Origin of the sequence: Microcoleus sp. N9_B4, assembly GCF_036701635.1 — a bacterium.
Taxonomy (GTDB): Bacteria; Cyanobacteriota; Cyanobacteriia; order Cyanobacteriales; family Microcoleaceae; genus Microcoleus.
Genome location: NZ_JAUBRC010000041.1, coordinates 1 through 14,613, shown reverse-complemented (window position 1 = coordinate 14,613; position 14,613 = coordinate 1). Strand labels below are relative to the sequence as shown.

General features: G+C 45.5%; 16 protein-coding genes and 1 pseudogene. 8 read left to right on the top strand and 9 right to left on the bottom strand.

What is annotated here, in order from left to right:
- Positions 1-24: 24 nt before the first annotated feature.
- The 7 genes from QUA43_RS23405 (at position 25) to QUA43_RS23375 (ending at position 5,104) form a co-directional block, all read left to right on the top strand.
- On the top strand, positions 25-240 hold the full coding sequence (locus tag QUA43_RS23405) for a hypothetical protein (RefSeq protein WP_333376857.1): 216 nt from the start codon (positions 25-27) through the stop codon (positions 238-240).
- A gap of 166 nt (positions 241-406) precedes the next feature.
- Positions 407-1,357, top strand: coding sequence for an acetyl-CoA carboxylase, carboxyltransferase subunit beta (accD, locus tag QUA43_RS23400; protein WP_333376855.1), 951 nt, complete (start codon positions 407-409; stop codon positions 1,355-1,357).
- Between the two features lie 384 nt (positions 1,358-1,741).
- A complete protein-coding gene (locus QUA43_RS23395; protein WP_333058460.1) occupies positions 1,742-1,933 on the top strand; it encodes a translation initiation factor IF-2 in 192 nt (63 codons plus the stop codon).
- A gap of 145 nt (positions 1,934-2,078) precedes the next feature.
- Positions 2,079-2,567: a photosystem II cytochrome c-550 gene (gene psbV, locus QUA43_RS23390; protein ID WP_333035576.1), complete on the top strand. Its 489-nt coding sequence runs from the start codon at positions 2,079-2,081 to the stop codon at positions 2,565-2,567.
- A 154-nt stretch (positions 2,568-2,721) separates the two neighbouring features.
- Positions 2,722-3,222: a photosystem II cytochrome PsbV2 gene (psbV2, locus tag QUA43_RS23385; protein ID WP_333376852.1), complete on the top strand. Its 501-nt coding sequence runs from the start codon at positions 2,722-2,724 to the stop codon at positions 3,220-3,222.
- 125 nt (positions 3,223-3,347) lie between these two features.
- Positions 3,348-3,686 carry a cytochrome c6 PetJ gene (petJ, locus tag QUA43_RS23380; RefSeq protein ID WP_333376850.1) on the top strand — a complete coding sequence of 113 codons (339 nt, stop codon included), beginning with the start codon at positions 3,348-3,350 and terminating at the stop codon, positions 3,684-3,686.
- A 398-nt stretch (positions 3,687-4,084) separates the two neighbouring features.
- Entirely contained in the window at positions 4,085-5,104 is a 1,020-nt protein-coding gene (locus QUA43_RS23375; RefSeq protein WP_333376848.1) for a CHAD domain-containing protein, read from the top strand.
- A 237-nt stretch (positions 5,105-5,341) separates the two neighbouring features.
- On the opposite strand, the gene QUA43_RS23370 is transcribed toward QUA43_RS23375, so the two are convergent.
- Together QUA43_RS23370 and QUA43_RS23365 are read right to left on the bottom strand one after the other, a co-directional pair.
- A complete protein-coding gene (locus QUA43_RS23370) occupies positions 5,342-5,839 on the bottom strand; it encodes a 2TM domain-containing protein (RefSeq protein ID WP_333376846.1) in 498 nt (165 codons plus the stop codon).
- Positions 5,840-6,064: 225 nt separating this feature from the next.
- On the bottom strand, positions 6,065-7,639 hold the full coding sequence (locus QUA43_RS23365; protein WP_333376844.1) for an outer membrane protein assembly factor BamB family protein: 1,575 nt from the start codon (positions 7,637-7,639) through the stop codon (positions 6,065-6,067).
- A gap of 127 nt (positions 7,640-7,766) precedes the next feature.
- Between QUA43_RS23365 and QUA43_RS23360 the strand changes: the two genes are divergently transcribed.
- Complete coding sequence (locus tag QUA43_RS23360) at positions 7,767-9,980, top strand: thioredoxin domain-containing protein (RefSeq protein WP_333376842.1); 2,214 nt, start codon at positions 7,767-7,769, stop codon at positions 9,978-9,980.
- Between the two features lie 165 nt (positions 9,981-10,145).
- Here QUA43_RS23360 and QUA43_RS23355 read toward each other — a convergent pair whose 3' ends face one another.
- The 7 genes and pseudogenes from QUA43_RS23355 to QUA43_RS23330 form a co-directional block, all read right to left on the bottom strand.
- Positions 10,146-11,234: an ABC transporter ATP-binding protein gene (locus tag QUA43_RS23355; protein WP_333376928.1), complete on the bottom strand. Its 1,089-nt coding sequence runs from the start codon at positions 11,232-11,234 to the stop codon at positions 10,146-10,148.
- 220 nt (positions 11,235-11,454) lie between these two features.
- Complete coding sequence (locus QUA43_RS23350) at positions 11,455-12,516, bottom strand: spermidine/putrescine ABC transporter substrate-binding protein (protein ID WP_333376840.1); 1,062 nt, start codon at positions 12,514-12,516, stop codon at positions 11,455-11,457.
- Between the two features lie 51 nt (positions 12,517-12,567).
- Positions 12,568-13,419 carry an ABC transporter permease gene (locus QUA43_RS23345; protein WP_333376838.1) on the bottom strand — a complete coding sequence of 284 codons (852 nt, stop codon included), beginning with the start codon at positions 13,417-13,419 and terminating at the stop codon, positions 12,568-12,570.
- 41 nt (positions 13,420-13,460) lie between these two features.
- A pseudogene (locus tag QUA43_RS23340) lies at positions 13,461-13,718 on the bottom strand (transposase); the annotation flags it as partial.
- Positions 13,702-13,848 carry a transposase gene (locus QUA43_RS30950; protein ID WP_445301997.1) on the bottom strand — a complete coding sequence of 49 codons (147 nt, stop codon included), beginning with the start codon at positions 13,846-13,848 and terminating at the stop codon, positions 13,702-13,704. The gene QUA43_RS30950 and the pseudogene QUA43_RS23340, both read right to left, overlap by 17 nt.
- A 46-nt stretch (positions 13,849-13,894) precedes the next feature.
- A complete protein-coding gene (locus QUA43_RS23335) occupies positions 13,895-14,275 on the bottom strand; it encodes an IS110 family transposase (protein ID WP_333376836.1) in 381 nt (126 codons plus the stop codon).
- Positions 14,241-14,432: an IS110 family transposase gene (locus QUA43_RS23330; RefSeq protein ID WP_333376834.1), complete on the bottom strand. Its 192-nt coding sequence runs from the start codon at positions 14,430-14,432 to the stop codon at positions 14,241-14,243. The genes QUA43_RS23335 and QUA43_RS23330 overlap by 35 nt, the downstream gene beginning before the upstream one ends.
- Positions 14,433-14,613: the final 181 nt, after the last annotated feature.

Sequence of the window (14,613 nt, the reverse complement as noted above, 5' to 3'; positions counted from 1 at the left end):
CTCAAAAATTGGTAAAATTGTTCCGTGTCTTGGATTACACTTACAACTACTAGCTTTCGTTGGGAAGCGGAATTAATGCAGCAGCTCCTAGCTGCTCATGAAATCCCGGCCCGGATTGTAGACTTGGGCATAGCATCTTATTTCGGGGCTGGAAGTGCTACAGCCCTGCAAGTTCTTCCAGAACACCAGCAAACAGCATCGCTCCTCATCAGTCCCATTGAAGAGGACAGCAGTCAGTAGTTATTGGTTATTAGTTATTGGTTATTATCACCAACAAATAACAAGTAACAAATAACAACAGCCAACAGTCAACAGTCAACAGTCAACAGTCAACAATTCCCATAACAACAGCCAACAGCCAACAGTCAACAGTCAACAGTCAACAGTTAACAATTACCAAGTTTTAATGTCTCTATTTGATTGGTTTGCAAATCGACGAAAATCAGTACCGAACTCCCAAGAACGGCCGGAACGAGAAATTGCGGACGGACTTTGGAATAAATGCGAAGCTTGCGATGCCCTGAGTTATACCAAAGACCTGCGAGCAAATCAAATGGTTTGCTTGGAATGCGGGCATCATATCAGAGTTTACAGTGACGATCGCATCGAGCAGTTGATCGATCCCAATACCTGGGAGCCCCTTAACGAAGGACTGCACGCCACCGATCCCCTGAAATTTCGCGATCGCAAAAAATATAGCGATCGACTTCGAGAATTTCAAGAAAAAACAGGCCACCTAGACGCCGTAGAAACAGGCATCGGCAAACTAGAAAATTTGCCAGTCGCCCTCGGAGTCATGGAATTTCAGTTCATCGGCGGCAGCATGGGCTCAGTTGTCGGAGAAAAGCTAACTCGCCTCATCGAACACGCCACGCGGGAACGCTTGTCCGTGATCATTGTCTGCGCTTCCGGTGGTGCGAGAATGCAAGAAGGAATGCTCAGCTTGATGCAAATGGCTAAAATTTCCGGGGCTCTGGAACGCCACCGGGAAGCGAGACTGCTTTACATCCCGATTTTGACCCACCCGACCACCGGCGGCGTCACCGCCAGTTTTGCCATGCTGGGAGACATTATAATTGCAGAGCCAAAAGCTACTGTGGCCTTTACGGGCGGCAGGGTAATCGAGCAAACTCTGCGCGAAAAGCTGCCGGAAAATTATCAAACTTCCGAATACTCCTTCGCCCACGGTTTTGTAGACTTGATTGTACCCCGGACTCAATTAAAGAAAACTCTTGGTCAGCTCATCAGCCTCCACCAGCCTCAGCCTTTCTTGGCCAGCTCGGAATTCCCCGCCCTCGAAGCCAGCGATAACCACGCTTTGCCCCCGCAGACTCACGCTTTCAAACTTTCTCCCTAAGCTGCTGCGCCGGATGATTGTCTGTTGGTGAGTGCGGGGCACAGAGGGAAATTTCTGAGGAATTGCGAAAAACCAGGCTTCTACCAAAAATATTGAGTTTGGTAACGAGACGTTCACGCTGACACCGGGTTTTGAGCCCCGCGCCCGCATTTCCTATTGGTAATAACGACGCAGCAGTGGGATGATATTGATCGGAAGTTGATTGGCCCTGAAATTTGGCTGGGCAAAAATGCCTAGTCGCAGTTAGCGGTTAGTTAGCTTGCGATAGATCAAACAAAATCTCAGAACAAACTAACAGAACAAGCTAACAGCGCTTTCTACAATTGTCCGGCTTTCAGTTAATAGCCGTCAACTCAATTTTGACCTGTCAGCGACCTAAAAATTATGGGTTTTGCAGACCTGTCCATCGCAGAAATAGCAGAGGACTTCAACGTCCCTGTTGAAGAGGTGATCCGCTTGTGCGATGAGTTGGAAATTGCCTACAAGCACCCTCAAACCCGTTTGGCTTTGGAGGATGTTAAGGCAATTATGTCCACTCTCGAAAAAAGGCGCGACTCAAAACTTCTTGCAGATTAGATCGCAAAATTCCTCTACCTTTAAAGGTATGGCTGGACCAACTTTTGCCAGTTGTTGCAGAAAGAGGGAATTTTGAACAGAAATCTGTTTGCCAGGTACGATCTCTTAGCGTTCAATAATTTGCCGGATTTTTTTAAGGAGAACCATGCTTAAAAGATATTTCATTGCTCTGACCGCTGTATTCTTGAGCTTTCAGTTATTTGTCAGCAGTGCGATGGCTGTCGAACTGAGTCCTGAACTTCGCACTGTGACTTTGAATGACAAGGGTGCTCCAGTGGTGCTGAGCCTCAAACAAGTTCAGCAAGGCAAACGCCTGTTCAATTCGGCTTGCGCTCAATGTCACGCTGCGGGCATGACAAAAACTGACCCGAACGTGAATTTGAGTCCGGAAACTCTGGCTTTGGCCAACCCGCCCCGGAATAATATTGAGTCGCTGGTGGACTTTATGAAAAATCCCACCACTTATGACGGGTTTGAGGAAATTTCGGAACTGCATCCGAGCATGAAGAGTGCGGATATTTTCGCTGAGATGAGAAATCTCTCGGATGACGATTTGTACGCGATTGCTGGTCACATTCTGTTGCAGCCAAAAATTGTCTCCAAGCAGTGGGCTGGTGGCAAAGGCGCTCGCTAATCGATTTTAGATTTTAGATTTTAGATTTTGGATTTTGGATTGAGAGAGGGCTGAAGTTCGGCAAGAATTGCTGGCTGGTCGTTTTTCGCTCTAAAATCTGAAATCTAAAATTTACCTCCGGCTCATTGATTATCGCAAAAGGTTGTAGTCCCTCATGCTGCGTCGTGGTGCTTTTGTCTGCTTTCTGTTGGGGATGTTAATTATTTTGCCGATCGTGCTGTTGGCTCCTCAACCTGTTTTGGCTGCTGCCGATTCTTACGTGAATAGGTATTTACAAGCCAGCGAACCTGTGGCTCTGGAGTTGGACTCTGAGGGACATACTCGCTTGTTTTCGGCTCAGGATTTGTCTGCGGGCAAGGTATTGTTCGAGCAAAATTGCTTGAATTGTCACGTCGGAGGAGCTAATTTGCCCGATCCGATGATATCTCTGTCTTTGGCTGACCTTAAAGGGGCAACGCCTCCCCGCAACAACATCAATAGTCTGGTGGCGTATTTGAGAGAACCGATGACTTATGACGGTACTGAGGAGACTTTTTGGTGCCGCCAAGTGCCGGAAAGCTGGATGCCACAGGCTGAGATTGAAAATTTAGCGGCTTTTGTGATCCGGGCTGCTCAGAAAGCTCCGGGCTGGGGCGTGGAGAATTTTGAGAGTTGAATTGCCACTACCAAAAAGTGGTAAATTACTCGGAAGAAGGCGATACGACTGCGCGATCGCGCCTGTTTTAACAGGTAAAATATCTAAAGAATCACCCTTTGCGTGTCCATTAGAGGAGAACTGCGTTGAAAAGACTCTTATCGATCGCCCTATTAGCGTTCGCAATTTTTACCGTCGGCTTTGGTCGCCCTGCTTTGGCAGGTGATGCGGTTAAAGGAGCTAAAATCTTTAGCTCGAACTGTGCTGCTTGTCACATCGGTGGCGGCAACGTGGTTATGGCCATGAAAACCTTGAAATCGGCTGCTCTTGAGAAGTACGGCATGAATTCTCTGGAAGCTATTACCGCTCAGGTAACAAAGGGCAAAAATGCTATGCCTGCTTTCGCCGGCCGCTTGAAGCCGGAACAAATCGAGGATGTAGCAACCTACGTGCTCGAACAATCTCAGAAAGACTGGAAAGGCTAAACTGCCTCTTTGAAGTCGGGCAGCCTGGGCGGGTTTGATTTAATTTAAAACTTGTCCTCCCGATCGCACCCTCTCTCACCCTTTGGCGAATAAACATCTGTTTGCAGCGTTCTTAACCTATTTGGGAAAGAGCGCCAGAAATCCGATTTTTATGAGCTCAAGGGTGAGGGAGGGAAATTTTATTTTAGATTTTAGATTTTAGATTTTGGATTGAAGAATTGAATAATTGAAGGATTGCTAAATGCTGACTTTGTATAAACTGTCAAGCACCTTATATTAAGATTTATGTAGAGAAGCCAGTCATAAATTGGGGTTGTGTGCTAGGATGTAAACCCTTTACTAGCAAAGCATTGAAATCCAAATTAAAGTCGATCAGGGATCTGGAATCTACACCTGCCATGAACGTAAAAACATCAGCAAAAGTTAAAACTCAAGTTAAAACTCTCGGAGACGCAGCCTCTGAGGCGATTGAGAAATATTTCCGCAAAAGTGTAGCGCACGAGGCTGAAGTTCTCAAAGACCAAGACGCGGAAGAACTTCATCAAATGCGCGTGGGATTGAGACGTTTGCGATCGGCTGTGACTGGTTTTGCTCCGGTTTTAGATTGGCCAAAAGAGGCTTCTGAACGTAAAATTGGTAAGGTGGGGCGGATTCTGGGAACTCTCAGGGATTTGGATGTGATGCTCGAAAGTCTCCAAAACCGCTATTACCCGAATTTGCCGACTGACGAACAGGAAGTTTTGGATAAGGCTTTGTTGAATTTGCTCAAACAGCGGCACCGGGCTTTGAAAGGGGTGAGGGCGATTTTAGAACACAAAAGCTACGCATCGCTGAAGCAGTCGATCGAGGATTGGCTGGAAAAACCGAAGTTTCAGGCGATCGAACATTTGCCAATTGCTGAGGTTTTGCCAGATTTACTGTTACCTCAAGTCAGTGAGTTTTTCCTGCATCCGGCTTGGCTGTTGGGCACGGAATATGAGGATGGCAAAGTTAAAGTTGCTGATGATTTGAATGCTGAGGCTGTCGAAGAGAAGTTAGCAGCCGAGGGAACTATTCTGCACGATTTGCGGAAGCAAGCTAAGCGAGTTCGCTATTTGATGAATCTGTTTGGGGATTTTTACAGCGAGACTTACGAAGTTTATGTCGAAGATGTGAAAGCTGTTCAGGAATGTTTGGGCGATATTCAAGACACTGAAGTTTTAGGGGAGTTTCTGACAGATTTTGTCGATCGCGATCTGAAAAAAGAGTTGCCGAAGTTGGCTGGTTTGTTGGCCGAAAATCGCTATGCAGCTTGGCAAAAATGGCAGATTTTGCAGCGCAGGTATTTGAGTTCGGAAATTCGTCAAGGTTTGCGATCGGTATTAATTCATCCTGCTGTTGAAAATGCTGCTAAGGGAAAGTTGCCCCAGGAAAGTTAGGTTTTTCGGGCCCAGAGAATGCGATCGACTGCAGGGAGGGACTAAAAGAGGGATATTTGTAGGGACACGGCAATGCAGTGTCCTTCATTGTGTAACTCAATAAAGGGCGATCGCGCTTTGGGATAGGTTCCAATAAAAAACCTTAACAATTACTCTTTCCAGTAACGGGTTAAAATCCGAATTACTTCACCAGTGTGAAGTAAAAGAAAGGGCGATAGCGTTTTTTACCATAGCAAATCAAGACTGCAACCACTTCATAAACTTATCCGTCGCCGTACCAAGAGACTCACCGACTTGTTTCTTCAAACGCCACCGCCCAAAGGCTTTTTCGTAATCTTCGCCTTCAGTTTGATAGACATTCCAAGCATTAAGCGACAATCCCAATCCCCAGGTTAGTAAAATGAAAAGCGACCAAGAAAGCTCGTGCCATCCTGCTAGATTAAACAAAACTAGAAAAGTATTGATAATGCCGTACTTTGTCACATTTTTCTGCAATTTGCGACGACGGTAAGTGTTAAAAACCAGCTTTTCTTGGACTTCTCCTCTAGTTGCTAACCATTGTTGTTCCGCCGCCACAATATCCTGTTCGGAAATGCCCAATTCCGCTGCAATCTCGAAAAGCTGCACTCTGGATAATTCCCCTTCATCCTGTCGCCGCGCGATCGCAAGCTGTAAAATACCTTGAGCATCCTCTGAACCGTAAACTTGACTTATTTGAGTTTCATGAGTTGCCATAACAAGTTTCCTATAATTCCTGACATCCTTTCTATGATAGATATAAGCGCACTTAAACGGCAGGTAGTGACAGTGGCGGATTTCAACACCCGGAAAATGCGGGGGCAAGTTTTGAGTTGACGAATTGGGTCGAAGAGCATCTTCGCTGAAGAGCATTGCTAATTGGGAGTTGCTAATTGGTAGTAAATAACCAATAACTAATGACTAATGACTAATGACTAATGACTAACCCAAAGTATACATCCAGCCATCCCTCGCGCAAATCCTCACAATTCCGTCCCAAACTACAGGCGTCGCCTCAAATGACAAACCCGGCTTAAATCTCCCTGATTCTATTACTTTCAAGCGGTAAAACTCCCCTTTAGCATTTCTCAAAGCATTCTGATCGCCAGACTTTGCTCGTTCCCAATTCAAAGTGAACAAATAAACACCGTTGTATCCCGCACTGATCAGTTTATTGCCATCGGTAAAAATTGGAGTTGAAATTGAAGAACCAATCGCTTTTTTAAATACTATTACCGGAGTATCGTAAGACTGGTTTCGCCAAGGCACAAAAGTTTTTTTACCTGTAATCATATCTTGGGAACCGATGTACAAATTGCCGTCGATCGCATTTGTGGCAAACAGCGCCGGAAACTCCCCTGGATTGTACTCGTCATTCAACGCTACCGAGCCAATTATCCCGCCTTCCCAGCTAGAAAGTCGGCGATTTCCAGTCGGCAAAAACCATTCGACGCTGGCATTCGGTTCCTTGTTTGGATTCAGCTTCAGCACTCCGCCGTTGCCCTGAATGTATTGTTTTTCAATTGCACAAAACAGTTTGCCGGATTTAGAAATTACAGCACTTCCATCCAAATCTGAACCTGTATAGAAATCCCAAACAATCTTTTTAGTTGCAATGCTAATACCGTAAATATGACCGGAACCCGCAGCTATAAATATTCGATCTTTGAGCCGTGATGGCGATGACTCCGCTACCAAGTTTCCGCGGTGTTTGCTGATATCTGCTGCAGCATAAAGCTGTACTTCCGACAAGATATTTGGCTGCTTGATGCCTTGTTTGATTTTTGCACTGCTTGTGGAACTATCGAGAAAATAGCCGATCGCATTTTCCCCCGCATTGAACAAAACGCCACCGCCGATGTCCAAAGCGCTGCTGTCATTATCGCGGCTGTAGCTAGGCGTTTTCCTGATGTCCAATTTCCAAAGTTCTTTGCCAGTTCTAAAAGATATTGCCCTAAAACTCGGCACGACACTTTTGCCACCACCGCCACTACGGCTTCCCTGCAAAATTACAATTCTGTTTTCGGCGCTAGCTTTTTGATCGATATAAATCGTTGATGAACCTTTGATTATATCATCAAATTTATAGCGCCAAACTTCTTTATTAGTAGCAATATCTATTTTTCGCAAATTGTGGTCATAAGCACCTATAATTAAATAAGTTTTCCCCCCGTCTCTGGTAATTGTCGGCTGTCCTGTCCAACCGGCACCGCTCCAAACTACAGACCGCCTTCCCAGAAAAGTCCGGCCGCTTCCTAGTTGAAATTTGTCGATTAACTTCAAACTTTTCGGAACACCTCTGCCGTAGAACCGACGCTTGTCGTTACCTAAAAAGGTCGGGACTAATAATTCTATTTCTGGGTCTGCTTTAGCCAGGAAATTGTTAAGATTAGTTTCTAATAAAGCTGGTTCCGACGATGCCGTTTGGCTCAGTTTGATAACAGCAGGAGGAACAGCAGCACTCAGCAAAAATTGTCCGAGCTGTTGATTGAAGGTTCTCCGAGATGATAAGCTCATATTAAATCGAGATAATCAGCCTTAATATTAAAACATAATTATCAGCAACAACTCAACTAAAACATATCGCGCTAAACTGCTATAGAACTGACAAGCTTACCCAGCAAAAGTTAAAGTGGATTTGATTATGGTCAACCGTCTTGCTCAATCCCAAAGCCTTTACCTGCGGAAACACGCCGAAAATCCGATCGACTGGTGGCCGTGGTGCGACGAAGCTTTGGAAACGGCCCGAAGCGAAAATAAACCGATTTTCCTGTCAATTGGCTACTCTAGCTGCCATTGGTGCACGGTGATGGAAGGGGAAGCATTTTCCGATCGCGCGATCGCCGAATACATGAATTCGCATTTTATACCGATAAAAGTCGATCGTGAAGAACGCCCGGATATCGACAGCATTTATATGCAAACCTTGCAAATGATGACTGGTCAAGGCGGTTGGCCGCTCAACGTTTTTCTCACTCCCGACGAGCGAGTTCCCTTCTACGGAGGCACTTATTTCCCCGTAGAACCGCGCTACGGACGGCCGGGATTTTTAGAAGTTTTGCAAGCAATTCGCCGCTTTTACGACACAGAAAAAGGCAAAGTAGAAGCCTTCAAAGCCGAGATTTTAGGCAACCTCCAACAGTCGGCAGCGCTATCAGGAGTAACCGCCGAATTAAATCGCGAACTCTTCCAAAAAGGCTTAGAACTCAACACCGGAATTATTGCCGGCAGCAACCCCGGCCCCAGTTTTCCGATGATACCTTATGCTGAGCTAGCACTGCGGGGAACGCGATTTAATTTTGAATCAAAACACGACAGTAAACAAGTCTGCACTCAGCGCGGATTAGACTTAGCATTGGGCGGCATTTACGACCACGTAGGAGGCGGATTTCACCGCTATACGGTTGATGCGACTTGGACTGTGCCACACTTTGAAAAAATGCTCTACGACAACGGTCAAATTGTTGAGTATTTAGCAAATTTGTGGAGCGCGGGAATACAAGAACCCGCTTTTGAAACTGCGATCGCGGGGACGGTAGAATGGTTGAAGCGAGAAATGATTGCGCCAACAGGCTATTTTTATGCTGCACAGGATGCGGACAGCTTTACCCCCCCAACCCCCCCTTACCAAGGGGGGGCAAAAAATTCAATCCCCCCTTACAAAGGGGAGGCAGAAAATTCAACCCCCCCTTACAAAGGGGAGGCAGAAAATTCAACCCCCCCTTACCAAGGGGGGGCAACGGGGGGGTCAGAACCGGAAGAAGGAGCATTTTATGTCTGGACTTATGCCGAACTGGAACAACTATTAACTGCTGAGGAATTGGCAGAAATTAAAGCACAGTTTACTGTTAGTCGCAGCGGCAATTTTGAAGGCAAGAATGTATTGCAGCGCCGCCATCCAGGAAAACTGAGCTACACGGTAGCAACGGGTTTGGCTAAACTCTTTGCTGTTCGCTACGGTGGCAATCCCGATACTGTGAAAACCTTTCCGCCAGCCCGCAACAATCAAGAAGCTAAAAATGACAGTTGGCCGGGTAGAATTCCCGCCGTTACTGACACGAAAATGATTGCTGCTTGGAATAGCTTAATGATTTCGGGTTTAGCCCGCGCTGCGGCTGTTTTTGGAAACTTGGAATATCTGGAATTAGCTGTGAAAGCGGCTAATTTTATTTTAGACAATCAGTGGACGCATGGGCGGTTTCAGCGGTTGAATTATGACGGACAATCTGCTGTTACCGCGCAGTCGGAAGATTATGCTTTGTTTGTGAAAGCTTTGTTGGATTTGCATCAAGCGAGTTTGACTTTAGGTAAGGGGGAAGAGGCAAAACAGTTGCCGAATTCTCAGTTTTGGTTGGAGAAAGCTGTGCAGGTGCAAGAAGAGTTTGATGAGTTTTTGTGGAGCGTGGAATTGGGAGGATATTACAATACTGCTAAGGATGCTAGCGGAGATTTGTTGGTGCGGGAACGCAGCTATATAGACAATGCAACTCCGGCGGCGAATGGAATTGCGATCGCCTCTTTGGTTCGCCTCGCGCTGTTGGGCCCGAATTTGGAATATCTCGATCGCGCGGAGCAAGGTTTGCAAGCTTTCAGCAGTATTGTACAAGATGCTCCGCAAGCTTGTCCGAGTTTGCTTTCGGCGATCGACTGGTATCAGCATTCTACCCTGATTCGCACGACTCCCGATCGAATTTCTGGCTTGATTTCCCAGTATTATCCGACTGCTGTCTGTCAGATTGAGGCTGATTTGCCTGAAGGTGTTATCGGGTTAGTTTGCGAGTGTTTGACTTGCAAGGAACCGGCGAAAAGTCAAGAGAGGCTGTTGGAGGAAATTTTGCAAAGTCAAACGCGGGTTTAGTACCAATACTGTCTATATTATTGAACCGCGAAGACGCGAAAAACGCGAAGGAAGAAGGAGGAAGCAGAAGGAAGAAGTAGATTATCTTCTACCGGGGAGGAATCGCATCTTCAGTCTGCTCCTCAATCTTCCAAAGAATCTCAGTGGCTTCAGCCCGCTTGAGTGTCAACAAATGCAAATACTTTCCGGCGGCACGGCAACTCGAACGCTGTCGCCGACTTGGTATCGCTGCAAGTCATCTCTGTGCAAGTTTTGTCGGCGAAGGGCGATCGAACTTTTAGCAGTCAACCGCACCGTATAGCGCGTGTCAGTGCCAATATAAATAGCCTCTTCTACTATTGCGGGCCAGCTATTTTCAGCGTCATAATTAGCCGGATAAATAGCAGCTTTTTCTGGCCGCAACACCAGGGTGACAACTTTCCCAGGGGGGATATCTTCGGCTGTCGCAACTAACACGGGCAACTCCTGGTCAACCAACACGATGATTTTACCGTTTTGCTTTTCTACTACTCGACCACTTAAAAAATTGCTGTCGCCAATAAAATCAGCAACAAACCGCGTTTTAGGATATTCATAAATATCAACAGGCGTGCCGACTTGTTGCAGTTTTCCTCCATCCATCACTGCAATTCTGTCCGACATCGTTAGTGCTTCTTCCTGATCGTGAGTTACATAAATAAACGTAATTCCCAATTTTCGCTGCATTTTTTTTAATTCTAATTGCATCTCTTTACGCAATTTTAAATCCAGCGCTCCTAGGGGTTCATCCAACAGCAAAACAGACGGCTGTTTGACTAATGCTCTTGCTAGTGCTACTCGCTGCTGCTGTCCCCCTGACAGTTGGCGGGGATAGCGTTTTCCTACCTCGGTTAACTGTACTAATGCTAAGGCTTCAGCAACGCGATCGCGAATTGTTTTCTGAGGCAAATTCTCCATTTCCAACCCAAAAGCGACATTTTGTGCTAGTGTCATGTGCGGAAATAAAGCATAATTTTGAAATACCGTATTTACTGGGCGGTGAAATGGCGGGCGATTTTGCATCGGTTGGCCGTGAATGTAAATTTCGCCCGCTGTGGGAATTTCAAAACCAGCGATCATTCGCAAAGTTGTAGTTTTGCCGCAGCCAGAAGGGCCGAGTAAAGAAAAGAATTCTCGATCGTAAATTTGCAGGTTGATGTTGTCTACAGCTAAGAAATCTTTACTGCGGGCACTTTTAAATATTTTGGAAACTTCTAAAACCTCGACAGAGTGCATTGTGTTAGTATGTGTGAGTAATAAAAATCTGAGTTCGAGTCCGGTTAAACTGATATCTTGCACCATTCTCAATTATTTGTTTAGGAACGGGCAAGATGCCCGTTCCACAAGAAATTTATTCTTTGTGGAACAGGCATCTTGCCTGTTCTTGAGAATGGTGCAACTCCAAAACAAGCTAAAAAATTAAGTAAACCAGCCCCGGCAGAAACCTGTTTTATATCTACTTTCCAGCCCCTGCTTTAACTTCCGTCCAAGCTCGATCGTACAATGCAGTGGCTTTCCCGACATCCTCCAATAATTTCATTTTGCCAAACACCTCAGCCGGCGGGTAAATTTGAGGATTATTCAAATCTTTCGGATCGATTAAACCTTTATCAATTGCTGCTTTGTTGGGCGATCCGAAGTGGGTAAAATTGGAAATTTGGGCGCCTACTTCTGGTTGCAAAATAAAGTTAATAAATTTCTCCGCTAACTCTTTCTGGGGCGCACCTTTGGGAATAGCCATGTTGTCAGAAAAAATGATTGTTCCTTCCTTGGGAATAGCGTAACGGAGATTAGGATTTTCTGTCATCACTTGGAAAATATCACCGCTCCATTCCATTGTCAAATTTACTTCTCCTTGATCGAGCAGATTTTGCCCGGTGTCGGGGACAAAAGCTGCAATGATATTTTTACTTTTAATCAGTAAATCGCGGGCTTTGTTAATCTCTTCGGGATTGGTTGTATTTGGGTCAAATCCTAAATACATTAAAACTCCTGCTAATGTGTATCTGGCATCGTCTTGCCACGCGACTTTTCCGGTATATTTTGGGTCGAACATCACCCCCCAACTGTTAATTTCTCCCTGGATTGTTTTCACGTTGTAGCCAATTCCCATGGTCCCCCACTGGTAGGGCAGGGAATATTTATTTCCTGGGTCAAAAGCTTGATTGACAAACTTAGGCTCTAGGTTTTTTTGGTTGGGAATATTGTTTAAATTCAGCGGTTCAATTATATTTTCTGCGATCATGATTTTCACCATGTAATCGGCGGGAAATATTAAGTCGTAACCGGGGTTTCCCTGTTTGAGTTTGGCATAGAGTGCGTCGCTGTTCTCAAAAGTGTCGTATTGAATTTTAACATTGTTCTCTTTCTCGAATTGGGCGATCGCTTCTGGGGCGATATAACTTGCATAATTGTAAATGCTGAGCACTTGCTGTTGGTTGCCACCTGTCCGGCTACAGCCGAAAGCCACCGTTGCACTCATCACGAACAAAAGTAGGAAAGTCAGCAGGCGTTTCATAGGTTGTGTTAGTTGCAGATGACAATAATTATGACACAGAAAGCAATCTTTTTAACTTTTTTTAACTTTTAATGATGATAAAACTAGGAATAAGGAAGCGAACAACATCAAAGTTGAAATGGCATTAATTGCTGGCGTTACTGCAAATTTTATCATGCCGTAAACAAATAGCGGCAGCGTCACCGAACCGACGCCAGTGGTAAAGAATGTGACGACAAAATCGTCCAGCGACAGAGTAAAAGCCAGCAGTGCGGCGCTGAAAATAGCGGGTCGAATTAGAGGGAAAGTGATGCGCCAAAAAGTCCGCCATTCGTTAGCGCCTAAGTCAAAAGCTGCTTGTTCTAATATCGGATCGAGTTCTGCCAAACGTGCCCTGACAGTAATAGTCACAAAGGAAATATTAAAGACAATGTGACCTATAATTACAGTAGGTAAGCCGAGATTGAGGCGAATTCCCGTAAGATTTTCTACGATCCGAAATACTAGGGTAAAGAAAACTAGCAGCGAAATGCCGATCGTAATTTCGGGCATGATAATCGGCAAAAACAGTAAAGCTTCTACAGCTTTGCGCCCCGGAAAATGAAAGCGTTCGAGTGCTAGGGCGAGCATTGTACCAAAAATTGTCGCTAACACAGTCGAAATAGCTGCAATTAGCAAGCTGTTGTTGAGTGCTGTCCAGATTCCGGCGCTGCTACTCGTAGCAATCGTCGCGCCTGCATTGCTAAACAAACTGCGGTACCAATCGAGGGTAAAGCCGCGCCAAACGGCATTGAATCTGGAGGCGTTAAAGGAGTAGATAATTAAGATCAGAATTGGCAAGTAAAGAAAGGCTAATGCTAGTACAGCTTGTACCCAAAGCCACTTTTTGCCGATCGCCCGCACGAGTAAATCTAGTTTAGTCATTAGTCAAAAATAGGTTCGCCTGTAGATACTGTCTTCACCTGTCAAGGGGTAGCGCTCGCATAATTAGGGTCAAAAGGCTTTTGGGACTTTAAAATACCAAAAGCCAAATGCACCAACTTCCGCATCAAAGCACCAATCACCTGCATTTTGACCTGGACACGACCCAATAATCGCTCACTCATCGCTTTCAACAAAGGGTTATAACGCATCGCCACTACCGCTGGCATATACAAAGCTTTTCGCAGTCGGACATTACCCGTACAAGACAAACGAATTTTGCCCTTAACCGAAGTCCCAGAAGTACGTTCGCGGGCGTGTTAAACCAGCATAGGCTGCTAATTGACGAGCATTATCGTAATCAGAAACATCGCCAATTTCAGCTAATAATATAGAAGCTGTTAAATCGCCAATGCCAGGAATTGAAGTCAACAGCTCGCGCTGTTGTTTTAAGTGTGGGTGTTGGTCAAAATGGTCACTAATCAGTTTTTTGATTAGTTGTTGTTGCTGTTTGAGATACTCGCCTGTGTTCCTGGGTAAGGGCAGCAACTGTTGGCGTGGCTGTCTCCAAGCGGTTTTGTTCGCTCGTCATCATTTCTGTGACTGATTCGAGCCATCGCAACAGGGCTTGTAATTCTTTAACTTCGGGCGCGGTTGGTGTCCATAGAGACGGTTTCATCGCCGCACAAAAACGAGCAATGAGTGCCGCATCTACGGAGTCGGTTTTAGTTCGTAGAAGTTCGCTTTTGGCAAACCCTTTAATCCGGGCTGGATTGACGATACTCACGCAGAAGCCTTCCCCATACAGGAATTCGGCTAAGGCTTCACGCCAAAATGCTAGTGGCTTCCATGCAAGCATGGAGTTCGACTACACTTTGTTGTTTCAGCCAGTTATGTAAACTCTCAAACCCTTGAGTATTGTTCGTAAACTTTCTGGGTTTAGTTGCACGACCTTCTCTCAGTAATGAGACATGAAAGTCTTTTTTACTGATGTCTATGCCGTATACTGTTGTCATTATTTGCTCTCCATGTACTCCGATCTATTAAAGAACTTGACAGGCAATTAATACTAATACCATTTATCTAAAATCGTGCAACACTCTTCGACCCCCCCTAGCCCCCCTGACAGGTGTAGGTTTTTTACAACTAGGAGGAGTTACAAGTATAGAAGGCATCTACAGGAGTGTGAGGGAAGGA

What these genes read in the sequence shown, in the direction of transcription:
- accD (WP_333376855.1), top strand. Translation starts at nt 407, where the DNA reads ATGTCTCTATTTGATTGGTTTGCAAATCGACGAAAATCAGTACCGAAC.
- QUA43_RS23395 (WP_333058460.1), top strand. Translation starts at nt 1,742, where the DNA reads ATGGGTTTTGCAGACCTGTCCATCGCAGAAATAGCAGAGGACTTCAAC.
- psbV (WP_333035576.1), top strand. Translation starts at nt 2,079, where the DNA reads ATGCTTAAAAGATATTTCATTGCTCTGACCGCTGTATTCTTGAGCTTT.
- psbV2 (WP_333376852.1), top strand. Translation starts at nt 2,722, where the DNA reads ATGCTGCGTCGTGGTGCTTTTGTCTGCTTTCTGTTGGGGATGTTAATT.
- QUA43_RS23375 (WP_333376848.1), top strand. Translation starts at nt 4,085, where the DNA reads ATGAACGTAAAAACATCAGCAAAAGTTAAAACTCAAGTTAAAACTCTC.
- QUA43_RS23370 (WP_333376846.1), bottom strand. Translation starts at nt 5,839, where the DNA reads ATGGCAACTCATGAAACTCAAATAAGTCAAGTTTACGGTTCAGAGGAT.
- QUA43_RS23365 (WP_333376844.1), bottom strand. Translation starts at nt 7,639, where the DNA reads ATGAGCTTATCATCTCGGAGAACCTTCAATCAACAGCTCGGACAATTT.
- QUA43_RS23360 (WP_333376842.1), top strand. Translation starts at nt 7,767, where the DNA reads ATGGTCAACCGTCTTGCTCAATCCCAAAGCCTTTACCTGCGGAAACAC.
- QUA43_RS23355 (WP_333376928.1), bottom strand. Translation starts at nt 11,234, where the DNA reads ATGCACTCTGTCGAGGTTTTAGAAGTTTCCAAAATATTTAAAAGTGCC.
- QUA43_RS23350 (WP_333376840.1), bottom strand. Translation starts at nt 12,516, where the DNA reads ATGAAACGCCTGCTGACTTTCCTACTTTTGTTCGTGATGAGTGCAACG.
- QUA43_RS23345 (WP_333376838.1), bottom strand. Translation starts at nt 13,419, where the DNA reads ATGACTAAACTAGATTTACTCGTGCGGGCGATCGGCAAAAAGTGGCTT.
- QUA43_RS23335 (WP_333376836.1), bottom strand. Translation starts at nt 14,275, where the DNA reads ATGCTTGCATGGAAGCCACTAGCATTTTGGCGTGAAGCCTTAGCCGAA.
- QUA43_RS23330 (WP_333376834.1), bottom strand. Translation starts at nt 14,432, where the DNA reads ATGACAACAGTATACGGCATAGACATCAGTAAAAAAGACTTTCATGTC.